This is a genomic window from Amycolatopsis stemonae (assembly GCF_054781455.1).
Genome location: NZ_BAAGUJ010000006.1, coordinates 278898 through 298094 on the forward strand (window position 1 = coordinate 278898; position 19197 = coordinate 298094).

Genomic DNA, 19197 nt, shown 5'->3' on the forward strand with positions numbered 1-19197 from the left:
GGTTCCTCAGATCTTGTTGCGGGCGATGAGCTGGGCGGCGATGACGTTGCGCTGGATTTCGTTGGTGCCTTCGCCGACGATCATCAGCGGCGCGTCCCGGAAGTAGCGCTCGACGTCGTATTCCTTGGAGTAGCCGTAGCCGCCGTGTACGCGGATTGCGTCCAGCGCCACCTGCATCGCGGTCTCGGAGGCGAAGAGTTTCGCCATCCCGGCTTCCATGTCGGCGCGCTCACCCGCGTCGAGCTTCTCGGCGGCATCCAGGGTGAGCAGCCGGGCGGCGCGCATCTTTGTCGCCATGTCGGCCAGGAGGTTGCCGACGGACTGGTGCTTCCAGATCGGCTTGCCGAACGATTCCCGTTCCTGCGCATAGCGAACAGCGTCGTTCAGCGCGGCCTGTCCGACACCCAGCGCCCGGGAGGCGACCTGGACGCGGCCCATCTCCAGGCCACGCATCATGTGCGCCCAGCCTTCGTTCGGCGTGCCGCCCAGAACGGCGTCAGCGGGGACGGTCATGGCGTCGAAGACGATCTCGCACGCCTCGACGCCGCGGTAGCCGAGCTTGGGCAGCTTCTTCGAGATCGTCAGACCGTCGCCGGGTTCGACGAGCAGCACGCTCATCCCGCGGTGGGCGGGCTTCGCCTCGCGGTCGGTGATGCACAGGAGGCCGATGAGCCCGGAGTGGGCGGCATTGGAGATCCAGGTCTTGGACCCCGTGATCGAGTAGCCATCGCCGTCGGGCGTGGCGAACGTCCGCATGGCCTGCAGGTCGCTGCCACCGCCGGGCTCGGTCAGCGCCATGGTCGCGCGGATCGTGCCCTCGGCCATGGCCGGCAGGTACTTCTCGCGCTGCTCAGGCGTCCCGAACGTCTTGACCAGGTAGGTGATGACGGAATGCCCGCCGATGGCGCCGGCGAGGCTCATCCAGCCGCGCGCGAGTTCCTCGGTGACGCGGGCGAAGCACGCCGTGCTGACGTCGACGCCGCCGTACTCGGCGGGAGCGAGGAGACCGAAGAAGCCGAGCTTCTTCATCTCGTCGATGAACTCGGCGGGGTAGACGTCGTCGGCTTCGAACTCGCGGACGCGCGGGCGGACCCGTTCGTCGACGAACTCGGCCACCAGGGCCACCATCTGCTTTTCGTCGTCGGTGAGCGTCATCGCCCGATCCTTTCTCGTGACTGCCGGAGGACGCGCCGCGCGCGGTCCAGCACCGGCTTGTCGACCAGCTGCCCGTCCACGGCGACCGCGCCGGTGTCCTCGGCCGCGGTGATCACCTTGTGCGCCCACCGCACCTCTTCGCGAGACGGGCTCAGCGCCTCGGCCGCGGTGGCCACTTGCCGAGGGTGCACGCACAGCTTCCCGGTGAAACCCAGCTGGCGGGCGTACCGGACATCTTCGGTGAGGCGGTCCTGGTTGTGCAGGTCCGCGGTCACGCCGTCGATCGGGCCGGGCAGTCCCGCCGCGGCCGACGCGAGCACGAGCGCGCCCCGGGACGTGACGAGGGCGTCCCAGTCCGCGGGGTCGACGCCCAGCTCGGCGGCCAGGTCGAAGCTGCCGAACGCGAGCCGCTGCACGTTCGGCACGGTCGCGGTCTCGCGGGCGTCGAGCACGCCGCGAGCGGTCTCGACCAGAGCGATCAGTGCGGGGAGGACGCCGAGCCGGCCGGCGACGGCGCGCGTCGTGGCCGGGTCGGCCTTCGGCAGCATCACCGTGCATCGCCGGTGGCTGACCGCGGCGAGGTCCTCGTCGTGCCACGGCGTTCCGGCCGCGTTGACCCGCACGGCGCAGTCCGGGTTGTCGCCCAGCCAGGCCGTGACCTGCTCCCGCGCGTAAGTCTTGCGGTCGGGGGCGACTGCGTCTTCGAGGTCGAGCACGACGAGCCCCGCACCGGCCTGGGCCGCCTTCGGGAACCGCTCCGGTCGGTCACCGGGGACGAACAGGAGCGTGGTGGCCTCCTGCGCCCGGGTCACCGTGCGGTGGACGCGCGTGGTCATCGCCGGGCTCCGCGGACCAGGCCGCCGCCGATGATGAGCCGCTGGATCTCGCTGGTGCCCTCGTAGAGCCGCAGCAGGCGGACGTCGCGGTAGATCCGCTCGACCGGGACTTCGCGCATGTAGCCGGACCCGCCGTGGATCTGCACGGCCAGGTCGGCGACCTTGCCGGCCATTTCGGTGCAGTAGAGCTTCGCGGCGGACGGTCCGATCCGGCGGTCCTCACCGGAGACGTAGCGCTGTGCGGTCTCGCGGATCAGGGCCCGGCCGGCCAGTACCCCGGTCTGCTGGTCGGCGAGCATCGCCTGGACCAGCTGGAACTCGCCGATCGGGGTGCCGCCCTGGGTGGCAGTGGCGGCGTAGGTGATGGACTCGTCGAGCGCGCGCTGCGCGGTGCCGACGGCGAGCGCGGCGATGTGCACGCGGCCGCGGGCCAGCGACGTCATCGCGGCGCGGTACCCGGCATCTTCGTCGCCGCCGACGAGGCTCGAGGCGGGCACCCGGACGCTCGCGAACGAGACGTTCGCGGTCCAGGCGCCTTCCTGGCCCATCTTCTTGTCCTTGACCCCGACGGTGACGCCGGGGGTGTCCGCCGGGACCAGGAAGACCGCGATGCCGGTGCCGGACGCGTCGGCCGGGCGGGTGCGGGCGAACACGACGAACAGGCCGGCGATGGGCGCGTTGGTGATGAAGCACTTCTCGCCGTCGATCACCCAGTCGTCACCGTCGCGGGCGGCCTTGGTGCGCAGTCCCGCCGGGTTCGATCCCGCGCCCGGCTCGGTGAGCGCGAACGACGCGACGACGTCACCTGACGCGATCTTCTCCAGCCATTGCGCCTTCTGTTCGTCGGCGCCGAAGTTGACCAGGACCTGCCCGGCGATGCCGTTGTTCGTGCCGAACATCGACCGCAGCGCGAGCGAGGTGTAGCCGAGCTCCATCGCCAGTTCGACGTCCTGCGTCAGGTCCAGGCCGAGTCCGCCCCACTCCTGGGGGATGGCGTAGCCGAACAGACCCAGCTCGGCGACCTGGTTGCGCAGGTCGTCCGGGATCGCGTTGCCTTCCATGATCTCTTGCTCGCGGGGGATCACCTTCGTCCGCACGAACTCGCGCACGAGCTTCAGGATCGGCTGGAAGTCCTCGGTGCTCACTGCTGGCATGTCTGCCACTATGCCCCATCTTCCTGGAGAAAACAAAATATATTTTATCAGGTACTGGCGAAGGGATGCGCTCGCCGGTTACGTTCCCAGGGTGAGCAGTGGCAATCTGAAGGCGTTCGCAGCCGAGGAAATCAGGCGCCGGGTCTTCGCCGGCGAACTGCGGTCAGGTGCCAAGATCGACCAGGACACCCTCGCCGAGGAGCTCGGGATCAGCAAGCTCCCGGTGCGCGAAGCGTTGATCACGCTCGACCACGAGGGGATCGTCGAGCACATCGCCCGGCGCGGCGCGTTCGTCGCCAAGCTGACCCGGGATGACATCCGGGACCACTACCGGGTGTTCGGCCTCGTCTCCGGCCTGGCCGCCGAGCGGGCCGCGAAGAACCTCTCGCCGGAAAGCTTGCAGGCGCTGCACGACATCGCCGACCGGATGGAGTCGGGCGTCGATCCCGCGGAGCAGGAGCGCCTCAACTTCGAGTTCCACCGCCGGATCAACCACGGCTCGGACTCGCGCCGGCTCATTTCGATCCTCGGCATCCTGGCCAAGACGGTGTCGCACGGCTTCTACGACGCGCACGAGGACTGGCCCGGCAAGGCGCAGGAGGATCACCGCCGGATCCTGACCGCGTTGTCGGCGCGTTCGGGCGCCCGGGCCCGGTCGGCGGTGGAGAAGCACTTCGCCGACGGTGCCGAGCGGGCCGTCGCCCTGCTCGAAGCCCAGGGGTTCTGGGACCACTGAGGCAGAACGCCGATGTCGGCGCGAGCCTTGCATCGTCAAAGTAAGCATTTTATATTGTGCTTCCTCGCCCGGCGGTTGCCGGGTGATCTCCGATGCCGGGATGAGGAAGACATGAGCGTACAAGGACGTATCGCCCCTCCTGAAGCGGCGACGAGGCGCCGCGGGAAGGTGCTCGCGGCCGCCATCGCCGCGCAGTCCATCGAGTACTACGACTTCCTGATCTACGGCACCGCGGCGTCGCTGGTCTTCAACCGGGAGTTCTTCCCGGCGGCGAACCCGGCAGCGGGCGTGCTGGCCGCGTTCGCCACCTTCGCCGTGGGGTTCGCCGGCCGCCCGGCGGGTGCGGCTCTGTTCGGGCACATCGGCGACCGGTTCGGCCGCAAGCCCGCGCTCGTCGCGTCGACGACGTCGATGGCGGTCGCGACCACTCTCGTCGGGCTGCTGCCGACGTTCTCCGCGATCGGTGCCCTCGCTCCCGTCCTGCTGGTCCTCCTGCGGATCGTGCAGGGTGTCGCGGTGGGTGGCGTGTGGGGCGGGGCCACCCTGCTGGCCGTGGAGCACGCGCCGGCGGAGCGCCGCGGCTTGCACGGCGCGCTTCCGCAGCTGGGGATCTTCGCCGGGATGGTCCTGGGAAGCCTGGTCTTCGTGGTGCTCACGACGTCGCTGACGGCCGGGCAGTTCGCGGCGTGGGGCTGGCGGGTGCCGTTCCTGCTCGGTGTCTTCATGTTCCCGGTCGTCCGCTACATCCACCGCTTCATCGAGGATTCCCCCGACTTCCGCGCGGTGGAGGAGAAGCTCGCGGCGGCGCCCCGGCGCTCGTCGGTCTTGCAGGTGCTGCGGCGGCCGAAGCAGGTGCTGCTGGTCATCTTCATCTTCCTGCCGGCGACGATCGTGTTCTACGCGACCGCGACCGGCCTGCTCGACTACGGCGTGCGCGACCTGGGCATCGCCAAGGGCACGATGCTCACGGCGGTGATGTTCTCCATGATCGCGACGGGCGTGAGCACCGTGCTCTGCGGCCGGCTGTCGGACATCGTGGGCCGCCGCCCGGTGTACGCGGGCGGGGTGGTTCTCGCCGGGGCGTGGTCCTTCGCGCTCTTCCCGCTGGCGGAAACGAGGAACTTCTGGTTCGTACTGCTCGCGATCGTCGTCGGCCAGATCTCGGTGGGTGCGATGTTCGGTCCCGGTGTCACGATGTTCGCCGAGATGTTCCCGCCGAGCGTCCGGTTCTCCGGCGCGTCGATGGGCTACCAGTTGGCCAACATCCTCGGCGGGGGACTGGCACCGTTCGTGATGGTGACGCTGATCGAGGCGACGCACACGACGGTGTCCGTGTCGGCGTACATCCTGGCTTCCTGCCTGGTCAGCCTGATCCCGCTGGCCCTGCTCGGCCGGAGCGGTCGGCCGAACAGTTGATGCCGGTCATGGCTGGTTCACGTTGAAAGCTCTGGTCCAGCCATGACCGACCCGACGTCTCGCGGTCAGTTGCCCGTGTTCCCGCCGCCGCTGCTCGTGCCCTTGCCATCCGCTGTCATGGTGAACCTTTCCGGGCACACAGGGCCCTATCATACTTGAGTGGACGGCCATTGGAACGCAATTCCATAGTTGTCGCGAGGGTGACAACGTTCGGTGAAGGTATGTTCGACGTGTCCATCGACGATCGAGAGGCGGCGTGGATCGCCCAGGGCGGGCGGTGTCAGCCGCTGGCGCTCGGTCTGTTCGGCGTACCACCAGCATGCCGTGGGGTGAACGGCCTCATCGAACCTGATCCGGATCGTCAAACCAGAGATCGGAATGTGGCCGTGCAGAAGCTTTCCCGGCGCGATGCCGTGGTGGTCAACCTCGACGTTGACCCAGCGACGTTCCTCCGTTATGTGATCATCAATGGCTTCGGAGACGAACAGGATTTTTTCGTTTCGCAGCAATGACCGAGGGAACCGAAGCTTCGTGATCTGCGATTCCCCGGGGGCAGAGGTTACAGGGGGGTCCAACCGGCAGTTCCAGAGGGGTCTCACGGGGATGTTAGACGGGTCGTCGAGCGACCAGTCCTTGCCTGTCAACGCGCGGGCTAGGTAGCCGTCGACGCCGTCTTCGCGTGCGGTCACCAGTCGCTCAGTGATGCGCCGGAAGGCCGTTCTGCGGCGCATGAACACCGTCGTGACGAAGAGCAGGAGGAAGACCGGCTGTGCTCCCTCCGTGGGTTGCCGGAAGCCGGTCATGAGATCTTCGGTCGAGGTTCCCGATGGCGCGTCAGGTTGATCAAGTTCGCCCGATCGGGCGATAAGCACGTAGGGTTCCCAGGCGGCGGGGTCAACACTGAGCTGATTGAGCCGTTCTTGTATTCGGGGTGCGAGCTTTTCCGCGACGCCGGCACGCCAGGCCCGGTGCATCGGCGTCGTCGTTGTCGGTGCCGGATCGCCGAACACGCCGGGCAGCGCCAGTAGCTGACTGAATCGTCCTTCGAGTGTCGACTTCCATGATTCGGAGATTTCCGGGCGTCGTTTCAATCGAAAAGCGGCGTAGAGAGCGTTGCGGCGACGGGAATCATCGTTCGAGCCGATTCGGCTTACCTCATCAATGATCAGACCCCATAGGGCAAGTGCCCGCGTCGGCGCGGTCGGCTCTGAGAGGGTCGAGGTCGCCGCCGTCAGGGGCGTCAGTTGCGCAGCGGAGTCGCTCCCGGGCTCTTCGATTGCGTGCTGGAGGAGGGCCAGAGGCTTCGCGTGCCTTCTGGTCGCCAGCCAACGCAGCGCTCGCTCGATCTCTGCGGTCAGGTTGGTTGGGGAAGCCTTGCTCGAACCTGTCGAGTCTCCCACCGTTCCTCCGAGGCGAGGCAAAGTCACGTCGCGGGTCAACGCCGACCATGGCAGGCAAGCCCAGGCGACGGTCGGCGAGCGACGACCGGGCTTCGGCGCCGAACAAACGCTCACGGCAGCGAAAGGCTGCAGGCGATCAAGCGGTTTCGTGTCCTGCCATCCCTACCGTGAAGCCAGCACAGTACCCGGTGAGTCGACCGGTTGTCTCAGTTTGTTACGCGGCGCTCGGTGGCTCGGCAGTCGAGAAGAGGAGTGGGGACCGCTGAGATGAAAAAGAGCACGAATCCGTCGAAGGCGGGTGGGTCACGCTGGCCCAAGCTTGGCCGAGCGAGAGCTGCCTTGGATGTGGCGAAGGGTGTCATGGTCGGAGTAGGGGCTCTGTATCTGACCACTGGATCCGCTCTCGTGACGGCAATCGGAGCCGCCGTCGCTGTCGTGATGGGTGCGTTGTACTTGGTAGCGCGCTGACTGCTGGACGCATGTCGCGTGCGGTGCCACGGCAGTGGGCGGGTCCCTTGACTACGATTCGACGCAAGCATAATATAAAATATTGTTAGTGATGGACGGAGGCCGAGATGACTCAGCGAACAGGTGAAGACCTGAACTGCCGGGCGCGAGCCATCCTCCGTGCCGTGGCGACCGGCCGCGTCGAGATCACCTGCAGCAGTGAGCCGGACCTGTTCGTGGACGGGCTGCCGTGCTGTGACCAGTACACCGCGCACCTGCTCGCCCATCGCGGCCTGGTCGTGCAGGCCGGCCCGGGGCGGCTGGGTCAGCGCCTCCGCGCTCGGCTGACGCCCGCCGGTGCCGCCGCGCTGAGCACTGTGGCCGAGGCGGCGTGAACCCCGAGAAGGACAACGGGCGATGTGGTGGCCTCGCAGGTCACCACATCGCCCGTGACTACTACTCCTCGCCGGCCCAGAGGCCGCGGTCCTCCAGCACCTTGATGACGCTGTCGGCGCCTTCGAGGATGTGCTGCTCGGCGATCGTCCTGGCCTTGCGCGCATGACGTCCGCGCAGGGCCTGGACCAGCTCGGCGTGGTCGTTACGGGTCGCCGTCACGTGCTCCTCGATCGAGGCGTAGAAGCGGTTCGGCAGGTGCTTGACCACCGAACTGAGCAGCAGGGTCAGCCGGTGCGAATCCGCGGCCAGGTTGATCTGGCGGTGGAAGTCGTGGCCGAGGCGGGCGACGGTCTCCTGGTCGCCGGCTTCGACGGCCTTCTCGAAGTCTTCGTTGATCGCCTCGAGCCGGTCGAGCTGCTCGGGGGTGATCCTCTTCGCCGCCCGGGCGGCAAGCTCGGAGGAGAACTGGGCCTGCGCCCAGAACAGGTCGCGAATGTCCTGTCGCGACACCGGTGCGACGACGAATCCCCGGCGGGGAACCAGTTCGACGAACCCCTCGCTGCGCAGGGACAACAGTCCTTCGCGGACGGGGGTGTTGCTGACGCCGACGGCTTCGGCGATCGGCTCGGTGCGGAGGAACTCGCCCGGCTTCACCTGCCCGGACATGATGAGCTCGCGCACGTAGGTGGCGACCTCTTCCGGCAGCTGCTGCCGGACGTCGCCGCGGCGGGGCCTGATCGAGTCGTCGGCCACCCGGCACCTCCCCAAGTCGTTTGCAAACATCATATACAACGTTCTGTCGATGATGCTGAAACCGTCCCGAAGGGAACCACGATGACCGGACCACTGGCCGGGGTGCGCGTCCTCGCGCTCGCCGGCATGGGACCGACGCCGTTCGCGAGCATGCTGCTGGCGGACATGGGCGCCGACGTCGTGCGTGTGACGCGGCCGGCGAACCGGCGCGGGCGCGCGCTGGGCCAGACCGAGGGCATGGCGCCCGAGCACGACCTCGCCAACCGCGGGGTCGCGACCGTGGCGGCCGACCTCAAGAGCCCCGCCGGGGTCGAGCAGGTGCTCCGCCTCGCCGACGCCGCCGATGTCTTCCTGGAGGGCTACCGGCCCGGCGTGGCCGAGCGGCTCGGCCTCGGTCCGGACGTGCTGCTGCGGCGCAATCCGGCTCTGGTGTACGCGCGGTTGACCGGCTACGGCCAGACCGGCCCGCTCGCCCAGCAGGCCGGGCACGACATCAACTACGTGGCCCAGACCGGGGCGCTGCACGCGATGGCCCGCGCGGGCGAAGCCCCGCGCCCGCCCATCAACCTGCTCGGGGACTACGCGGGCGGTGCGCTCGCGGCCGCTTTCGGCATCGTTTGTGCGGTTCTGGAGGCGCGGTGCTCGGGACGGGGCCAGGTGCTCGACGCGGCCATGGTCGACGGCGTCGCCCTGCTGACCGCCAAGCTCCAGGGGCTGCGCGCGGCGGGCCGGTACGACGACGAGCCCGGCACCAACTACCTGGACTCCGGCGCGCCCTTCTACGACACCTATTGGTGCGCCGATGGCGGGTACGTCGCCGTCGGAGCGCTGGAACCCGACTTCTACCGAGAGTTCGTCACCCGCCTCGACGTCGACCTCACCGGCTGGCCCGAGCAGGACGACCGTGCGGCGTGGCCCAAGCTGCGCGAACTCATCGCCGGAGCGTTCGCGGCCAAGACCCGCGACGAATGGGCGGCGGTCTACGCGGGTACGGACGCCTGCGTCACGCCCGTGCTCACCTTCGACGAAGCGGCCGAGCACCCGCACAACGCCGAGCGCGAGGTCTACCGCCGGGTCGGGGGAGTGCTGCACCCGCGTCCCGCGCCTCGGCTGAGCCGCACCCCGGGGCGAGAACCGAGCGCGCCGGAAGCGACGATCTCGGACATCGCCGACGTCCTCGCGGAATGGTCCACGGCGCGGCGGCGTACGGCCTGACTCAGCCTCGGGTGCGCCGGGCCGTTTCCGAGGGCAGCACCCCGAACCGTTCGCGGTACTGCTGCGCGAACCGGCCCGGGTGGAAGAATCCCCAGGCTGCCGCGACCTCGGTGACCGACCGGGACGGACCGGACACGAGCTCCAGATGCACGCGGTCGAGCCGGACGCCGCGCAGGTACGCCGTCGGGGACATGCCGACGACGTCCTGGAAGCCCGCCTGCAGCGCCCGCGCGCTGATGCCGGCCATCGCCGCCAGATCGGCCGTCGTCGTCTCGTCTTCGGGGTGGTGGTCGATGTGGTCGACGATCTCCCGGATCTTCGAATGCCGCGTGTGTGCGGGCCGGCTGTGAAGGCTCGCGCTCAGCTGGCTCGGGATCGTCATCAGCAGCTGGGTCATCAGGGCCGATTCCAGCTCGTGGCACGCGGCCGGGATCGTCGAGATCCCGCCGTCGCGGCTCAGCTCGGCGTAGAGGAACCCCGCGGTCGCGACGAGTGCTTGGCCGGAGCTCGACGCCAGGGGGAACGTCAGGTCGAAGCGGATTTCTTCACCGACCGGGTGCCCGGTCAGCTTGGCCGCGTGCGCCTCGAGCAGGTCCTTCGGCAGCTTCACGTGGTACTGCCAGGAGTCCGCGCTCCACCGCACCAGCACCGGCGCCTGGGGGACGAACGCGACGCCCGCTTCGCCGGCCGCGAAGTCCCGGCGCACGCCGTTCTGCTCCACCGTGCTGCGCCCGGTCACCGGCAGGTTCACGTGGTAGCACAGCCGCATCGGCGGGCCGAGGATCGTCGTGTCGGCGCCGTAGGACATCCGGCCGATCGTCAGCCGGGGCGCGGGCGCGATGTCCAGCCGGAACTTCAGGTCGCCGTTCTCCACGACGCTCACGTCGTGGCTGGCGAACGTCTTCGTCACCTGCTCGCGCGCGACGTCCAGGTCGGCCGTGCGGAAGTTGAGCGGCTGGGACACGCCACAAAAATATCATATTTGGACGCGCAAAGCTCCAACCTGCGGAAAGTGGACGCTCGGGTTCGCTCACGGGATGGTGCCGCCCTTCGCGGCGGGCTTACGGTCACCTCCACCCAGTGACCACGAGCACACCATCGGAGCTGTGCGATGAACGACGAAACCCCGGTCCTCGACCGGACCCCTGTGGACGGTGCGTGCCCCCGCTGCGGCGCCGCCGAGCTGAGCCGCTACCCGGTGGTTTCCGAAGGCGGCTGGTTCCAGGTCGTCAAGTGCCGGAACTGCCTGCGGTCGGTCGAGCGCGCGCCGTGGTCGCGCCTCGGACCGGTCCAGCTCCTCTCCGACCTGCTGTAGCGAAAGGGATCAACGATGATCGCAGTCGATGTCGGGGGCACGTTCACCGATGTGGTGGCCCTCCAGGACGGCCGGATCCGCACCGCGAAGGTGTCCACCGACTACACCGACGTCCACGGGCCGGTCCTGGAAGGCGCCGCCACTCTCGGCGTCGAGGACGCCCCCGTGTTCAACCACGCCAGCACGCACGGCCTCAACGCCGTGATCACCCGGCGGCTGCCCAAGATCGGGTTCCTGACGACCGAGGGCCACCGCGACATCCTCGACATGGGCCGCGTCTGGCGACCGGCACCGGCCATTCTCGACCCGCGCTGGCGGCGCAGCTTCGGCGACGCCGCCCGCCCGCTCGTCCAGCGCTACCTGCGTCGCGGCATCAGCGAGCGGATCACGGCCGACGGCGGTGTCCTGTTCGGACTGGACGAGACCCGGGCCCGTGCCGAGCTGGAGGTGCTCCGGCGCTGCGAAGTCACCGGCGTCGCGATCTGCCTGATCAACGCCTACGTCAACCCGGCGCACGAGCTGCGGCTGCGCGAGCTGGTCCGCGAGGTGCTCGGGGACGTCCCGTGCTCGATCTCCAGCGAGGTCTCGCCGCTGGCCAAGGAGTACGCGCGGGCCTCGACCACCGTGGTCGACACCTTCATGAAGATCATCTACTCGGACTACACCGCGAAGCTGGAGAAGGGGCTGGCCGGCCTCGGCTTCACCGGGCAACTCAACTTCGCCGACTGCGCCGCGACGCTCGTCCCGTCCGAGCGCGCCATGGAACAGCCGTTCCGGATCGTCTTCTCCGGCCCGGCCGCGGGCACCGTCGCATGCGCCCACTTCGGCGCGCTGATCGGGGAGCCTGATCTGCTCTGCGCCGACGTCGGCGGTACGTCGTGCGACATCAGCGTCGTGACGGCGGGGGAGCCGTTCGTCAACACGACGTTCGAGCTGGAGCACGACCTCGTCGTCAACGCGCTGGCCAACGACATCTCCAGCATCGGCGCGGGCGGCGGCAGCATCGTCGCGATCGGCCCGGCCGGCGAGGTCCAGGTAGGCCCGGACAGCGCGGGCGCGGCCCCCGGCCCGGCCTGCTACGGCCGAGGCGGCACCCAGCCGACCACCACCGACACCTGCCTGATGATCGGCATCATCGACCCCGAACGCTTCGCCGGCGGCAAGGTCACCCTCGATCCCGCACTGGCGAAGCAGGCGTTCGAAGGCCTCGACTCCGAGTTCACGCTCGCCCAGCGGGTCCGCTACGCCTATGAGATGGCCGTGAACAACATGGCCGAAGGCGTCTTCAACATCGCCATCAAGAACGGCGTCGACCCGCGCGACTACAGCCTCGTCGCCTACGGCGCGGCCGGACCGATGCTGCTGCCCGCCGTGCTCGACACCGTGCACTGCAAGCAGGTGATCGTCCCGCCGAACCCCGGCCTGTTCTCCGCGCTGGGGCTGCTGTCGGCCGACCAGGTCTTCACCGTCAACCGCAGCGCCTACCTCGTGCTCACCCCGGACGCCGCACCGCGGATCGACGAGCTGTTCGCCGAGATGGAGACGCAGTTGCGGGAGCGTCTCGACTCGGGCACGCGGGTGACGTTCCACCGCAGCATGGACGCCCACCTCGTCGGCCAGAGCTGGGAGACGCCGTTCGTCCCGGTGGCGGACGGCCCGGCCGACGTCGCCGCGCTGATCGCGGCCTTCCACGACACCTACGAAGGCCGCTCGGGCAACCGCTTCGAGATGATGCCGGTCGAAGGCGTCACCTTCCGGGTGCGAGCCGTCCTCGACACCCCGAAGGTCACCTACCCCGAGCTGCCGGAACGCGGCGACGAACCCCTGAAGCCCGACCGCACGACCGTCCTGCGCTACCTGGGCGACCACGAAGAAGGTCAGGAAGCCGCCGTTTACGACCGTGCCTCGCTGCGGGCCGGTGACGTGCTCGACGGCCCGGCCATCGTGGACGAAGGCCTGTCGACCACGCACGTCGGCGGCGGGCAGCGTGCGAGCGTCGGCCGCTACGGCGAACTGCTCATCCGGAGGAAGTGACCACTGTGGACAAACGTTTGCGCGACCTCTCCGACGGTGAATTCGGCACTGCCTACGGCAGCGACCGGTTCACCGCGGCCGTCATCCTCAACCGCCTGCGCTACGCGGTGGAGCACATGTCGACCGGCTTCATGCGCGAGGCGTTCTCGCCGATCATCCGCGACTGGTACGACTTCGCCTGCACGATCAGCGGCCCGCCGGACGCGGGCTACCCGATGCCCGTCGTCAGCAACAGCTTGGTCGTCTTCCTCGGCACGCTCGGCGACGCCGTGCGCAACACCGTCGAGGAGTACGGCCCCGAGAACCTGTCCCCGGGCGACGTGCTCATCTGCAACGACCCCTACCGCGGCGGCACGCACGTCAACGACGTCTGCTTCATCCGCCCGGTCTTCGTCGACGGCAAGATCGTCTCGTTCGTCAACATGCGCGCCCACCAGCTCGACATGGGCGGCACCGTGCCGGGCGGCTTCTCCGCGACGAAGTCCAATGTGTACGAAAACGGCCTGGTCATCCCGCCGGTGCTGCTGTGGGCGAAGGACGAGCCGGTGCGCTCGACGTTCAGCCTGATCTTCGACAACACCCGCTGGGGCGGCATGTTGCTGCCGGACTTCAAGAGCATCCACCAGCAGCTCAAGCTCGGCGAGCACCTCGTGCTGGAGAACATCGAGCGCTACGGCCTCGACGCCTACCTCGGCACCCTCACCTACGCCTGCGACACCTCCGCGGAACGCATGCGCGACGCGATCGCGCTGGTGCCCGACGGCGACTACACCGGATCGGCGCTCCTCGACGCCGACGGCCTGGACGACAGCGTCGACTACACCGTGCAGGTCACCCTGCGCAAACGCGGCCACGACATCGAGGTCGACCTCTCCGGCACCTCGGCCCAGGCGCGGACCTGCATCAACTGCGGCGTGCTGGACACCAAGACCGCCGTCGGCGTCGCCCTGACGATGCTGCTCGATCCCGAAATCCCGTTCACCTCGGGCACCTGGCGCACCATCGACCTCGCCACCCCGCCCGGCACGCTCGTGTCGTCGCTACCGCCCGACGGCGGGATCATGATGTTCTGGGAAGCCTCCGGCGCAGTGGTGTCGGCGATCTTCGACGCGCTCAACCCGATCTTGGGGGAGAAGGGCGTCGCGGGTGACTACGGCTCGACCAACACCCACAACGCATCCGGTCTGACGGCCGACGGCACACCGTGGACGAGCGCGACCCAGTGCGGCGGCGAGCACGGACCGTGGGGCGCCACCAAGGAAGGCGACGGCGACAGCTACACCGTCCTGTTCTTCCTGAACAACCTCGACCCGGCGACCGAGACGATCGAGCACGACGCCCCGATCGTCCTGCTGCGCAAGGAACACGCGATCGACACCGGCGGCGCCGGCACGTTCCGCGGCGGGGCGGCCAACCTGAAGGACACCCTCTGGCTGGCCGACGCGAACCACTACCTCTCGCCGTTCCGGACGAAGGTCCCCAGCGGCGTCGGCGCCAACGGCGGCCAGGCCGGCCCCACCGGCGCGATGTGGTTCTTCCCGCCCGGCGAGGACGGGCCGCGGCTGGTCGGCACCGGCGCCGACGTCTACGCCGGCAGCACCCCCGTCGCGGGTGTGCTCGACCCGGACACCAAAGCCTTGGACCCGCAGGGCGTCTACCACTACTTCGCCAGCCGGCCGGTGTGGCAGACGACGTCCGGCACGGTCCTGCGCTGCGTCACCAACGGCGGCGGGGGCTGGGGCGACCCCTTCGCCCGCGACCCCGGCCGCGTGCTCGCCGACGTGCGCAACGAGTACGTCAGCGTCGAAGCCGCGGCCCGGGACTACGGCGTCGTCGTCACCGGCGACCCGCACCACGACCCGGAAGGCCTGCGCGTCGACGAACCGGCCACCGCGCAACTCCGCACGAAGAGGACTGAAGCATGACTCGCACGCTGTTTTTCGCCTTCTCGACGTTCACCGGCGAACGAGCCGCGTTCGACCAGTGGTACGACGAAGAGCACATCCCGCAGGTGATGGACACGACCGGCATGGTCGGCGCCCAGCGGTTCGTGGTCGCGGACACCAAGCCCTTGTCGGGCACCGAGCCGGTCGACTTCGGGCACGCGGCCCTCTACGAGCTGGACGGCAGCCCGGCCGGTTTCCGCGAAGAGGTCAAGCGGATGCTGATGTCGGGCGACATGGTGCTGCCGGACTTCATGGTCCAGCCGTTCACCGCGCTGTTCCTCGAACCGGTCAGCGATCCGCACCACTCCGAGCGCAAGCCCGGCACCCTCGACGACCGGCACCTGTGGCTGGTCTTCAGCGAGCGTCCGGCCGACAGCGCCGACTACGACAAGTGGTACGACGAGGAGCACATCCCGCAGGTTCTCGCCGCGCCCGGATTCGTTCGGGCGCAACGGTTCGTGACCTCGGGCGTCAAGCCGCTGCCCGGTGTGGTGACGCCCGAGGTGAGCCATTTGGCGATCTACGAGACCAGCGGCGATCTCGGGCCGATGCGCGAGGACGTCAAGCGGCAGCTTATGTCCGGGGAGATGGTGCTGCCGGAGTTCATGAAGCTGCCGTTCGGCTCGATGTTCCTGCGGCCGGTCAGCCCGTTCTTCCCGGCGAAGGGCACGAGCTGATGGACGGGATTCCGCACCCGGACGAGGTGTTCGTGGCGGGGGAGTGGGTGCCCGCCGAAAGCACCTACGAGGTCGTCTCGCCCGCCACCGGCGAGGTGGTGGCCGAGGTCGGGCTGCCGGCGGAGAAGCACGCGCTCGCCGCCGTGCAGGCCGCGCGCGAAGCCCTCGAAACGTGGGCCGAACTGCCGGCGGCCCGCCGCGTCGAGATCTGCGGCCGGTTCTGCGCGGCGCTGGAGGAGCGGCTGGACGAACTGGGCACGGTGTGGGCCGTCGAGTCCGGCATGCCGGTCCGCTACAGCCGCACGTTGCACAAGTTCGCCGCGGTCGCCGCCTGGCGAACCCTCCTGGACAGCGCCGGCAACGTGCTGTGTGACGACTCCCGTGAGTCGGCGCTCGGCGACGTCGTCCTGCGCCGCGAGGCGGCGGGCGTGGTCGCCGCGGTCATCGCTTACAACGGACCGCTGGTCACCATCGCGAGCAAGGTCCTCCCCGCCCTGCTCGCCGGCTGCCCGGTGATCGTCAAGGCCGCACCCGAGTCGCAGCTCATCATGCGGATCATCGCGGACTGCGCGGCCGTGTTCCCCGCGGGCGCGCTGAGCATCCTCTGCGGCGACGCCGAGATCGGCCGGACGCTCACCACCAGCCCGTACGTCGACATGGTGTCGCTCACCGGTGGGCGCGTGGCCGCCCAGGCGATCATCGAAGCCACCCGGCACCGCTTCGCCCGCACCCACCTGGAGCTGGGTGGGAAGTCGCCGGCGCTGATCCTCGACGACGCCGACCCGACCGTCGTGCTCAAGACCCTCGTGCCCGGCGCGACCAGCGGCGGCGGGCAGGTCTGTGCGGCGCTCTCGCGGATCCTGGTGCCCGAGCGGCGGCACGACGAGTTCGTCGCGCTGCTCAAGCAGGCGTGGGAAGGGCTGGTCATCGGCGACCCCCTCGACCCGCGGACGCAGCTCGGGCCGCTGGCCTCGCCCTCGGTCGTCGACCGCACGGAAGGGTTTCTCTCGCGGGCGGTCTCCGCGGGCGCCCGGATCGTCACCGGTGGACGGCGGCCGTTCGACCGCGGCTGGTTCTTCGAACCGACGCTCGTCACCGACGTCGCCCGCGACTCGGACCTGGCGCAGAACGAGGTGTTCGGACCGATCACCGCCGTGTTGACCTACAGCGACCCCGAGGACGGCCTTCGGCTGGCCAACGACACGTCGTACGGGCTGTCCGCGAGCGTCTACACCGCCGACCGCGCCAAGGGCATCGAGTACGCCCGGCGGATCCGGGCGGGCTCGGTCGCGGTCAACGCGTTCGGCCCGGCGCTCACCGCGCCCTTCGGCGGCGTGAAGGGCTCCGGCTGGGGCCGCGAGGCCGGTCCCGAAGGGATCCTCGAGTTCACCGAGCTGAAACAGGTCCTGCTCGGAGGTCCGCGATGACGTTCCCCTGGATCCTCGACGCCGCCCCCGACCGCACGCGGGTCGCCATCAGCTTCGACGGCCGTGAGCGGCTCACCTACGGCGAGCTGGACGACTTGGCTTTGCGCTACGCGCGTGCCCTGCGGGAACTGGGGCTGCGCAAGGGCGACCGGCTCGGGCTGCTGCTGTACAACGACCCCGAATACGTGCCGCTGTACCTCGCGGCGACCCGGCTCGGGCTGATCACCGTCCGGCTCAACTTCCGCCTGGCGCCCGCCGAGCTGGCGTTCATCCTGGCCGACTCCGGGACGTCGGTGGTCATCGCGCACAGCAGCCTGGCCGACCGGATCACACCCGAGGCGGGCACCGTCGTGGTGCTGCCGGACGCCGGGCCGGTGCCGGAGTGGGCGCGGCCGTTCGACGTCCTGCGCGGGCACGAGCCGCTGTCGCGCGCGGAGCTGCCGGACCTGACCGAGCGGGACCCGATGAGCCTGCTGTACACCTCGGGCACCACCGGGTCGCCGAAGGGCGCGGTCTGGACGCACCGCAACACCGTCGCGGTCGCCACGGCCCAGGCACTGCGCTGGCAGTTCTCCGACGACACCGTGGCGCTCGTCCCCGGTCCGATCTACCACGCGGGCGGCTTCGAAGCCGTCGTCGCGCCCGCGTTGCTGATGCACGGCCGGGCCGTCTTCCTGCCGTCCGGGAACTTCACCGTCGACCGGCTCCTGGACGTGCTGCGGGCGGAGCAGGTGACCGACTGCCTGCTGTTCCCCTTCATGCTCAACGAACTCCTGCACCGTCCCGGCCTGGAGCTGCCGTCGTCGCTGCGGCGGTTCATCCTCGGCGGGGACACGCTGATGCCGTCCGTCGCCCAGGAGGTCAAGCGGCGGTGGCCCGGCGTCAAGCTCACCCAGGTGTACGGCCTGACCGAGGGCGGTGCGATCGCGACGACCCTGGAAGACGCGGACTTTCTCGCGCAGCCGAAGAGCATCGGCCGTCCGGTGCCGCTCGCCGAAGCCCGGGTGGTCGACGCGCTCGGCTCGGCGGCGGCCGTGGGGGAGGTCGGCGAGATCGAGGTGCGCGGCCCGGCGGTCAGCGAGGGCTACTGGAACCGGCCGGACGCCACCGCGGCGACCTTCCACGACGGCTGGTGCCGCACCGGCGACCTCGGCTACGTCAACGCCGACGGCTTCCTCCACCTGGCCGGCCGGGCGAAGGACATGATCCGCAGCGGCGGGGAGAACATCTACCCCGCCGAGGTCGAGAAGGTCCTCGCCACGCACCCCGGGGTGCTGGAAGCCGCGGTCGTCGCGGTTCCCGACGAGCGCTACGCGGAGGTCGGCTGCGCGGTCGTCGTCCCCGAGAGCGGTTCCGCGCCGGACGACCTGCGGGAGTTCTGCCGGGAGCGGCTGGCCGGGTACAAGGTGCCCAAGTACTTCGTGTTCGTGGCCGAGCTGCCGCGGAACGCGTCGGGCAAGGTCCTGAAATACCTGCTGCGCCAGGAATACGGAGAGAAGGTGGCGACATGAGCGAGCTGGTTCTGGTGAGCGGCGCGGCGGGCGGCGTCGGGTCGGCGACCGCCCGCCGGTTCGCCGCGGACGGCGCGAAGGTCGCCGTCACCGACATCAACGCCGACCGGCTCAAGGAGGTCGCGGACGAGATCGGCGGCATCGCGCTCCCCGCCGACGGCACTCGGCGGGACGCGGTGGGCGAGGTCGTCCGGCAGGCCGTCGCCGAGCTGGGCGGACTGGACACGGTCGTCGCCGCGCAGGGTGCCGCGGTCTCGGGCACCGCGAGTCCGAAGGCGGACGATGCGTGGTTCCGGGCGTTCGACGTCAACCTGCACGGCTCCTACTTCCTGGCCGGGGAGGTCCTGCCGCACCTGGTCGCGAGCCGGGGTTCGCTGGTGTTGTTCGCTTCGACGGCGGGGTTGTCGTCCGGTCCGCCCGGGACGGTCGGGTACAGCGCCGCGAAGGCGGGCGTGATCGGCCTGGTGCGGTGGCTGGCCCGGGACTTCGGCCCGCGAGGCGTCCGCGTGAACGGCGTCTGCCCGGGTTGGGTGCGCACCCCGCTGGGGGAGGGCGCGATGAAGTACCTCGCCGAGCGGGAGGGTATCTCGGTCGACGAGGCGTACCGCAAGGTGGCCGAGCACGTGCCGCTGCGCCGGGTCGCCGAGCCGGAAGAGATCGCTTCGGTGTGCGCGTTCCTGGCGTCGGCGGACGCGTCGATCGTCACCGGGCACGTCCTGGTGGCCGACGGCGGCGGCGCGGCGGTCGACCCGGCGACGACCGTCTTCGACCCGGCCTGA

General features: G+C 69.6%; 17 protein-coding genes. 11 read left to right on the forward strand and 6 right to left on the reverse strand.

The window, feature by feature from the left end; genetic code table 11:
- Window positions 1-6: 6 nt before the first annotated feature.
- From ACYVLJ_RS24025 to ACYVLJ_RS24035, 3 genes are read right to left on the reverse strand one after another with little or no spacing between them, the layout of a single operon-like run.
- Window positions 7-1155 carry an acyl-CoA dehydrogenase family protein gene (locus tag ACYVLJ_RS24025; protein WP_460440389.1) on the reverse strand — a complete coding sequence of 383 codons (1149 nt, stop codon included), beginning with the start codon at window positions 1153-1155 and terminating at the stop codon, window positions 7-9.
- Window positions 1152-1991, reverse strand: a complete 840-nt coding sequence (locus ACYVLJ_RS24030; protein ID WP_460440390.1) for an HpcH/HpaI aldolase/citrate lyase family protein — start codon at window positions 1989-1991, stop codon at window positions 1152-1154. The genes ACYVLJ_RS24025 and ACYVLJ_RS24030 overlap by 4 nt, the downstream gene beginning before the upstream one ends.
- Entirely contained in the window at window positions 1988-3145 is a 1158-nt protein-coding gene (locus ACYVLJ_RS24035) for an acyl-CoA dehydrogenase family protein (protein WP_460440391.1), read from the reverse strand. The genes ACYVLJ_RS24030 and ACYVLJ_RS24035 overlap by 4 nt, the downstream gene beginning before the upstream one ends.
- A 91-nt stretch (window positions 3146-3236) precedes the next feature.
- On the opposite strand from ACYVLJ_RS24035, the gene ACYVLJ_RS24040 reads away from it, so the two are divergent.
- Complete coding sequence (locus ACYVLJ_RS24040; RefSeq protein ID WP_460440392.1) at window positions 3237-3881, forward strand: GntR family transcriptional regulator; 645 nt, start codon at window positions 3237-3239, stop codon at window positions 3879-3881.
- Window positions 3882-3992: 111 nt separating this feature from the next.
- Complete coding sequence (locus ACYVLJ_RS24045) at window positions 3993-5297, forward strand: MFS transporter (protein WP_460440393.1); 1305 nt, start codon at window positions 3993-3995, stop codon at window positions 5295-5297.
- Window positions 5298-5446: 149 nt separating this feature from the next.
- On the opposite strand, the gene ACYVLJ_RS24050 is transcribed toward ACYVLJ_RS24045, so the two are convergent.
- Window positions 5447-6736: a hypothetical protein gene (locus ACYVLJ_RS24050; RefSeq protein ID WP_460440394.1), complete on the reverse strand. Its 1290-nt coding sequence runs from the start codon at window positions 6734-6736 to the stop codon at window positions 5447-5449.
- A 536-nt stretch (window positions 6737-7272) separates the two neighbouring features.
- On the opposite strand from ACYVLJ_RS24050, the gene ACYVLJ_RS24055 reads away from it, so the two are divergent.
- On the forward strand, window positions 7273-7539 hold the full coding sequence (locus ACYVLJ_RS24055; protein ID WP_460440395.1) for a hypothetical protein: 267 nt from the start codon (window positions 7273-7275) through the stop codon (window positions 7537-7539).
- Between the two features lie 61 nt (window positions 7540-7600).
- On the opposite strand, the gene ACYVLJ_RS24060 is transcribed toward ACYVLJ_RS24055, so the two are convergent.
- Entirely contained in the window at window positions 7601-8293 is a 693-nt protein-coding gene (locus tag ACYVLJ_RS24060) for a GntR family transcriptional regulator (protein WP_460440396.1), read from the reverse strand.
- A gap of 81 nt (window positions 8294-8374) precedes the next feature.
- On the opposite strand from ACYVLJ_RS24060, the gene ACYVLJ_RS24065 reads away from it, so the two are divergent.
- Window positions 8375-9508 carry a CaiB/BaiF CoA transferase family protein gene (locus ACYVLJ_RS24065; RefSeq protein ID WP_460440397.1) on the forward strand — a complete coding sequence of 378 codons (1134 nt, stop codon included), beginning with the start codon at window positions 8375-8377 and terminating at the stop codon, window positions 9506-9508.
- A 1-nt stretch (window position 9509) separates the two neighbouring features.
- On the opposite strand, the gene ACYVLJ_RS24070 is transcribed toward ACYVLJ_RS24065, so the two are convergent.
- Window positions 9510-10472 carry an AraC family transcriptional regulator gene (locus tag ACYVLJ_RS24070; RefSeq protein ID WP_460440398.1) on the reverse strand — a complete coding sequence of 321 codons (963 nt, stop codon included), beginning with the start codon at window positions 10470-10472 and terminating at the stop codon, window positions 9510-9512.
- A 147-nt stretch (window positions 10473-10619) separates the two neighbouring features.
- Here ACYVLJ_RS24070 and ACYVLJ_RS24075 point away from each other — a divergent pair, with 147 nt between their 5' ends.
- From ACYVLJ_RS24075 to ACYVLJ_RS24105, 7 genes are read left to right on the forward strand one after another with little or no spacing between them, the layout of a single operon-like run.
- Window positions 10620-10823, forward strand: coding sequence for a hypothetical protein (locus tag ACYVLJ_RS24075; RefSeq protein ID WP_460440399.1), 204 nt, complete (start codon window positions 10620-10622; stop codon window positions 10821-10823).
- 15 nt (window positions 10824-10838) lie between these two features.
- Entirely contained in the window at window positions 10839-12857 is a 2019-nt protein-coding gene (locus ACYVLJ_RS24080) for a hydantoinase/oxoprolinase family protein (protein WP_460440400.1), read from the forward strand.
- A gap of 5 nt (window positions 12858-12862) precedes the next feature.
- Entirely contained in the window at window positions 12863-14782 is a 1920-nt protein-coding gene (locus ACYVLJ_RS24085) for a hydantoinase B/oxoprolinase family protein (RefSeq protein WP_460440401.1), read from the forward strand.
- Window positions 14779-15480 (forward strand): hypothetical protein, encoded by a 702-nt coding sequence (locus ACYVLJ_RS24090; RefSeq protein ID WP_460440402.1) that lies wholly within the window; start codon window positions 14779-14781, stop codon window positions 15478-15480. The genes ACYVLJ_RS24085 and ACYVLJ_RS24090 overlap by 4 nt, the downstream gene beginning before the upstream one ends.
- Window positions 15480-16907, forward strand: coding sequence for an aldehyde dehydrogenase family protein (locus ACYVLJ_RS24095; protein ID WP_460440403.1), 1428 nt, complete (start codon window positions 15480-15482; stop codon window positions 16905-16907). The genes ACYVLJ_RS24090 and ACYVLJ_RS24095 overlap by 1 nt, the downstream gene beginning before the upstream one ends.
- The gene (locus ACYVLJ_RS24100) at window positions 16904-18418 is read left to right on the forward strand and encodes a class I adenylate-forming enzyme family protein (protein ID WP_460440404.1); all 1515 of its coding nucleotides are present in this window, start codon (window positions 16904-16906) and stop codon (window positions 18416-18418) included. The genes ACYVLJ_RS24095 and ACYVLJ_RS24100 overlap by 4 nt, the downstream gene beginning before the upstream one ends.
- Window positions 18415-19197: an SDR family NAD(P)-dependent oxidoreductase gene (locus tag ACYVLJ_RS24105; protein ID WP_460440405.1), complete on the forward strand. Its 783-nt coding sequence runs from the start codon at window positions 18415-18417 to the stop codon at window positions 19195-19197. The genes ACYVLJ_RS24100 and ACYVLJ_RS24105 overlap by 4 nt, the downstream gene beginning before the upstream one ends.

Bases quoted from the DNA above. Each gene is read 5' to 3' on its own strand.
- ACYVLJ_RS24095 (WP_460440403.1), top strand. From the start codon at position 15,480: ATGGACGGGATTCCGCACCCGGACGAGGTGTTCGTGGCGGGGGAGTGG.
- ACYVLJ_RS24080 (WP_460440400.1), top strand. From the start codon at position 10,839: ATGATCGCAGTCGATGTCGGGGGCACGTTCACCGATGTGGTGGCCCTC.
- ACYVLJ_RS24075 (WP_460440399.1), top strand. From the start codon at position 10,620: ATGAACGACGAAACCCCGGTCCTCGACCGGACCCCTGTGGACGGTGCG.
- ACYVLJ_RS24105 (WP_460440405.1), top strand. From the start codon at position 18,415: ATGAGCGAGCTGGTTCTGGTGAGCGGCGCGGCGGGCGGCGTCGGGTCG.
- ACYVLJ_RS24030 (WP_460440390.1), bottom strand. From the start codon at position 1,991: ATGACCACGCGCGTCCACCGCACGGTGACCCGGGCGCAGGAGGCCACC.
- ACYVLJ_RS24065 (WP_460440397.1), top strand. From the start codon at position 8,375: ATGACCGGACCACTGGCCGGGGTGCGCGTCCTCGCGCTCGCCGGCATG.
- ACYVLJ_RS24035 (WP_460440391.1), bottom strand. From the start codon at position 3,145: ATGCCAGCAGTGAGCACCGAGGACTTCCAGCCGATCCTGAAGCTCGTG.
- ACYVLJ_RS24055 (WP_460440395.1), top strand. From the start codon at position 7,273: ATGACTCAGCGAACAGGTGAAGACCTGAACTGCCGGGCGCGAGCCATC.
- ACYVLJ_RS24025 (WP_460440389.1), bottom strand. From the start codon at position 1,155: ATGACGCTCACCGACGACGAAAAGCAGATGGTGGCCCTGGTGGCCGAG.
- ACYVLJ_RS24090 (WP_460440402.1), top strand. From the start codon at position 14,779: ATGACTCGCACGCTGTTTTTCGCCTTCTCGACGTTCACCGGCGAACGA.
- ACYVLJ_RS24100 (WP_460440404.1), top strand. From the start codon at position 16,904: ATGACGTTCCCCTGGATCCTCGACGCCGCCCCCGACCGCACGCGGGTC.
- ACYVLJ_RS24045 (WP_460440393.1), top strand. From the start codon at position 3,993: ATGAGCGTACAAGGACGTATCGCCCCTCCTGAAGCGGCGACGAGGCGC.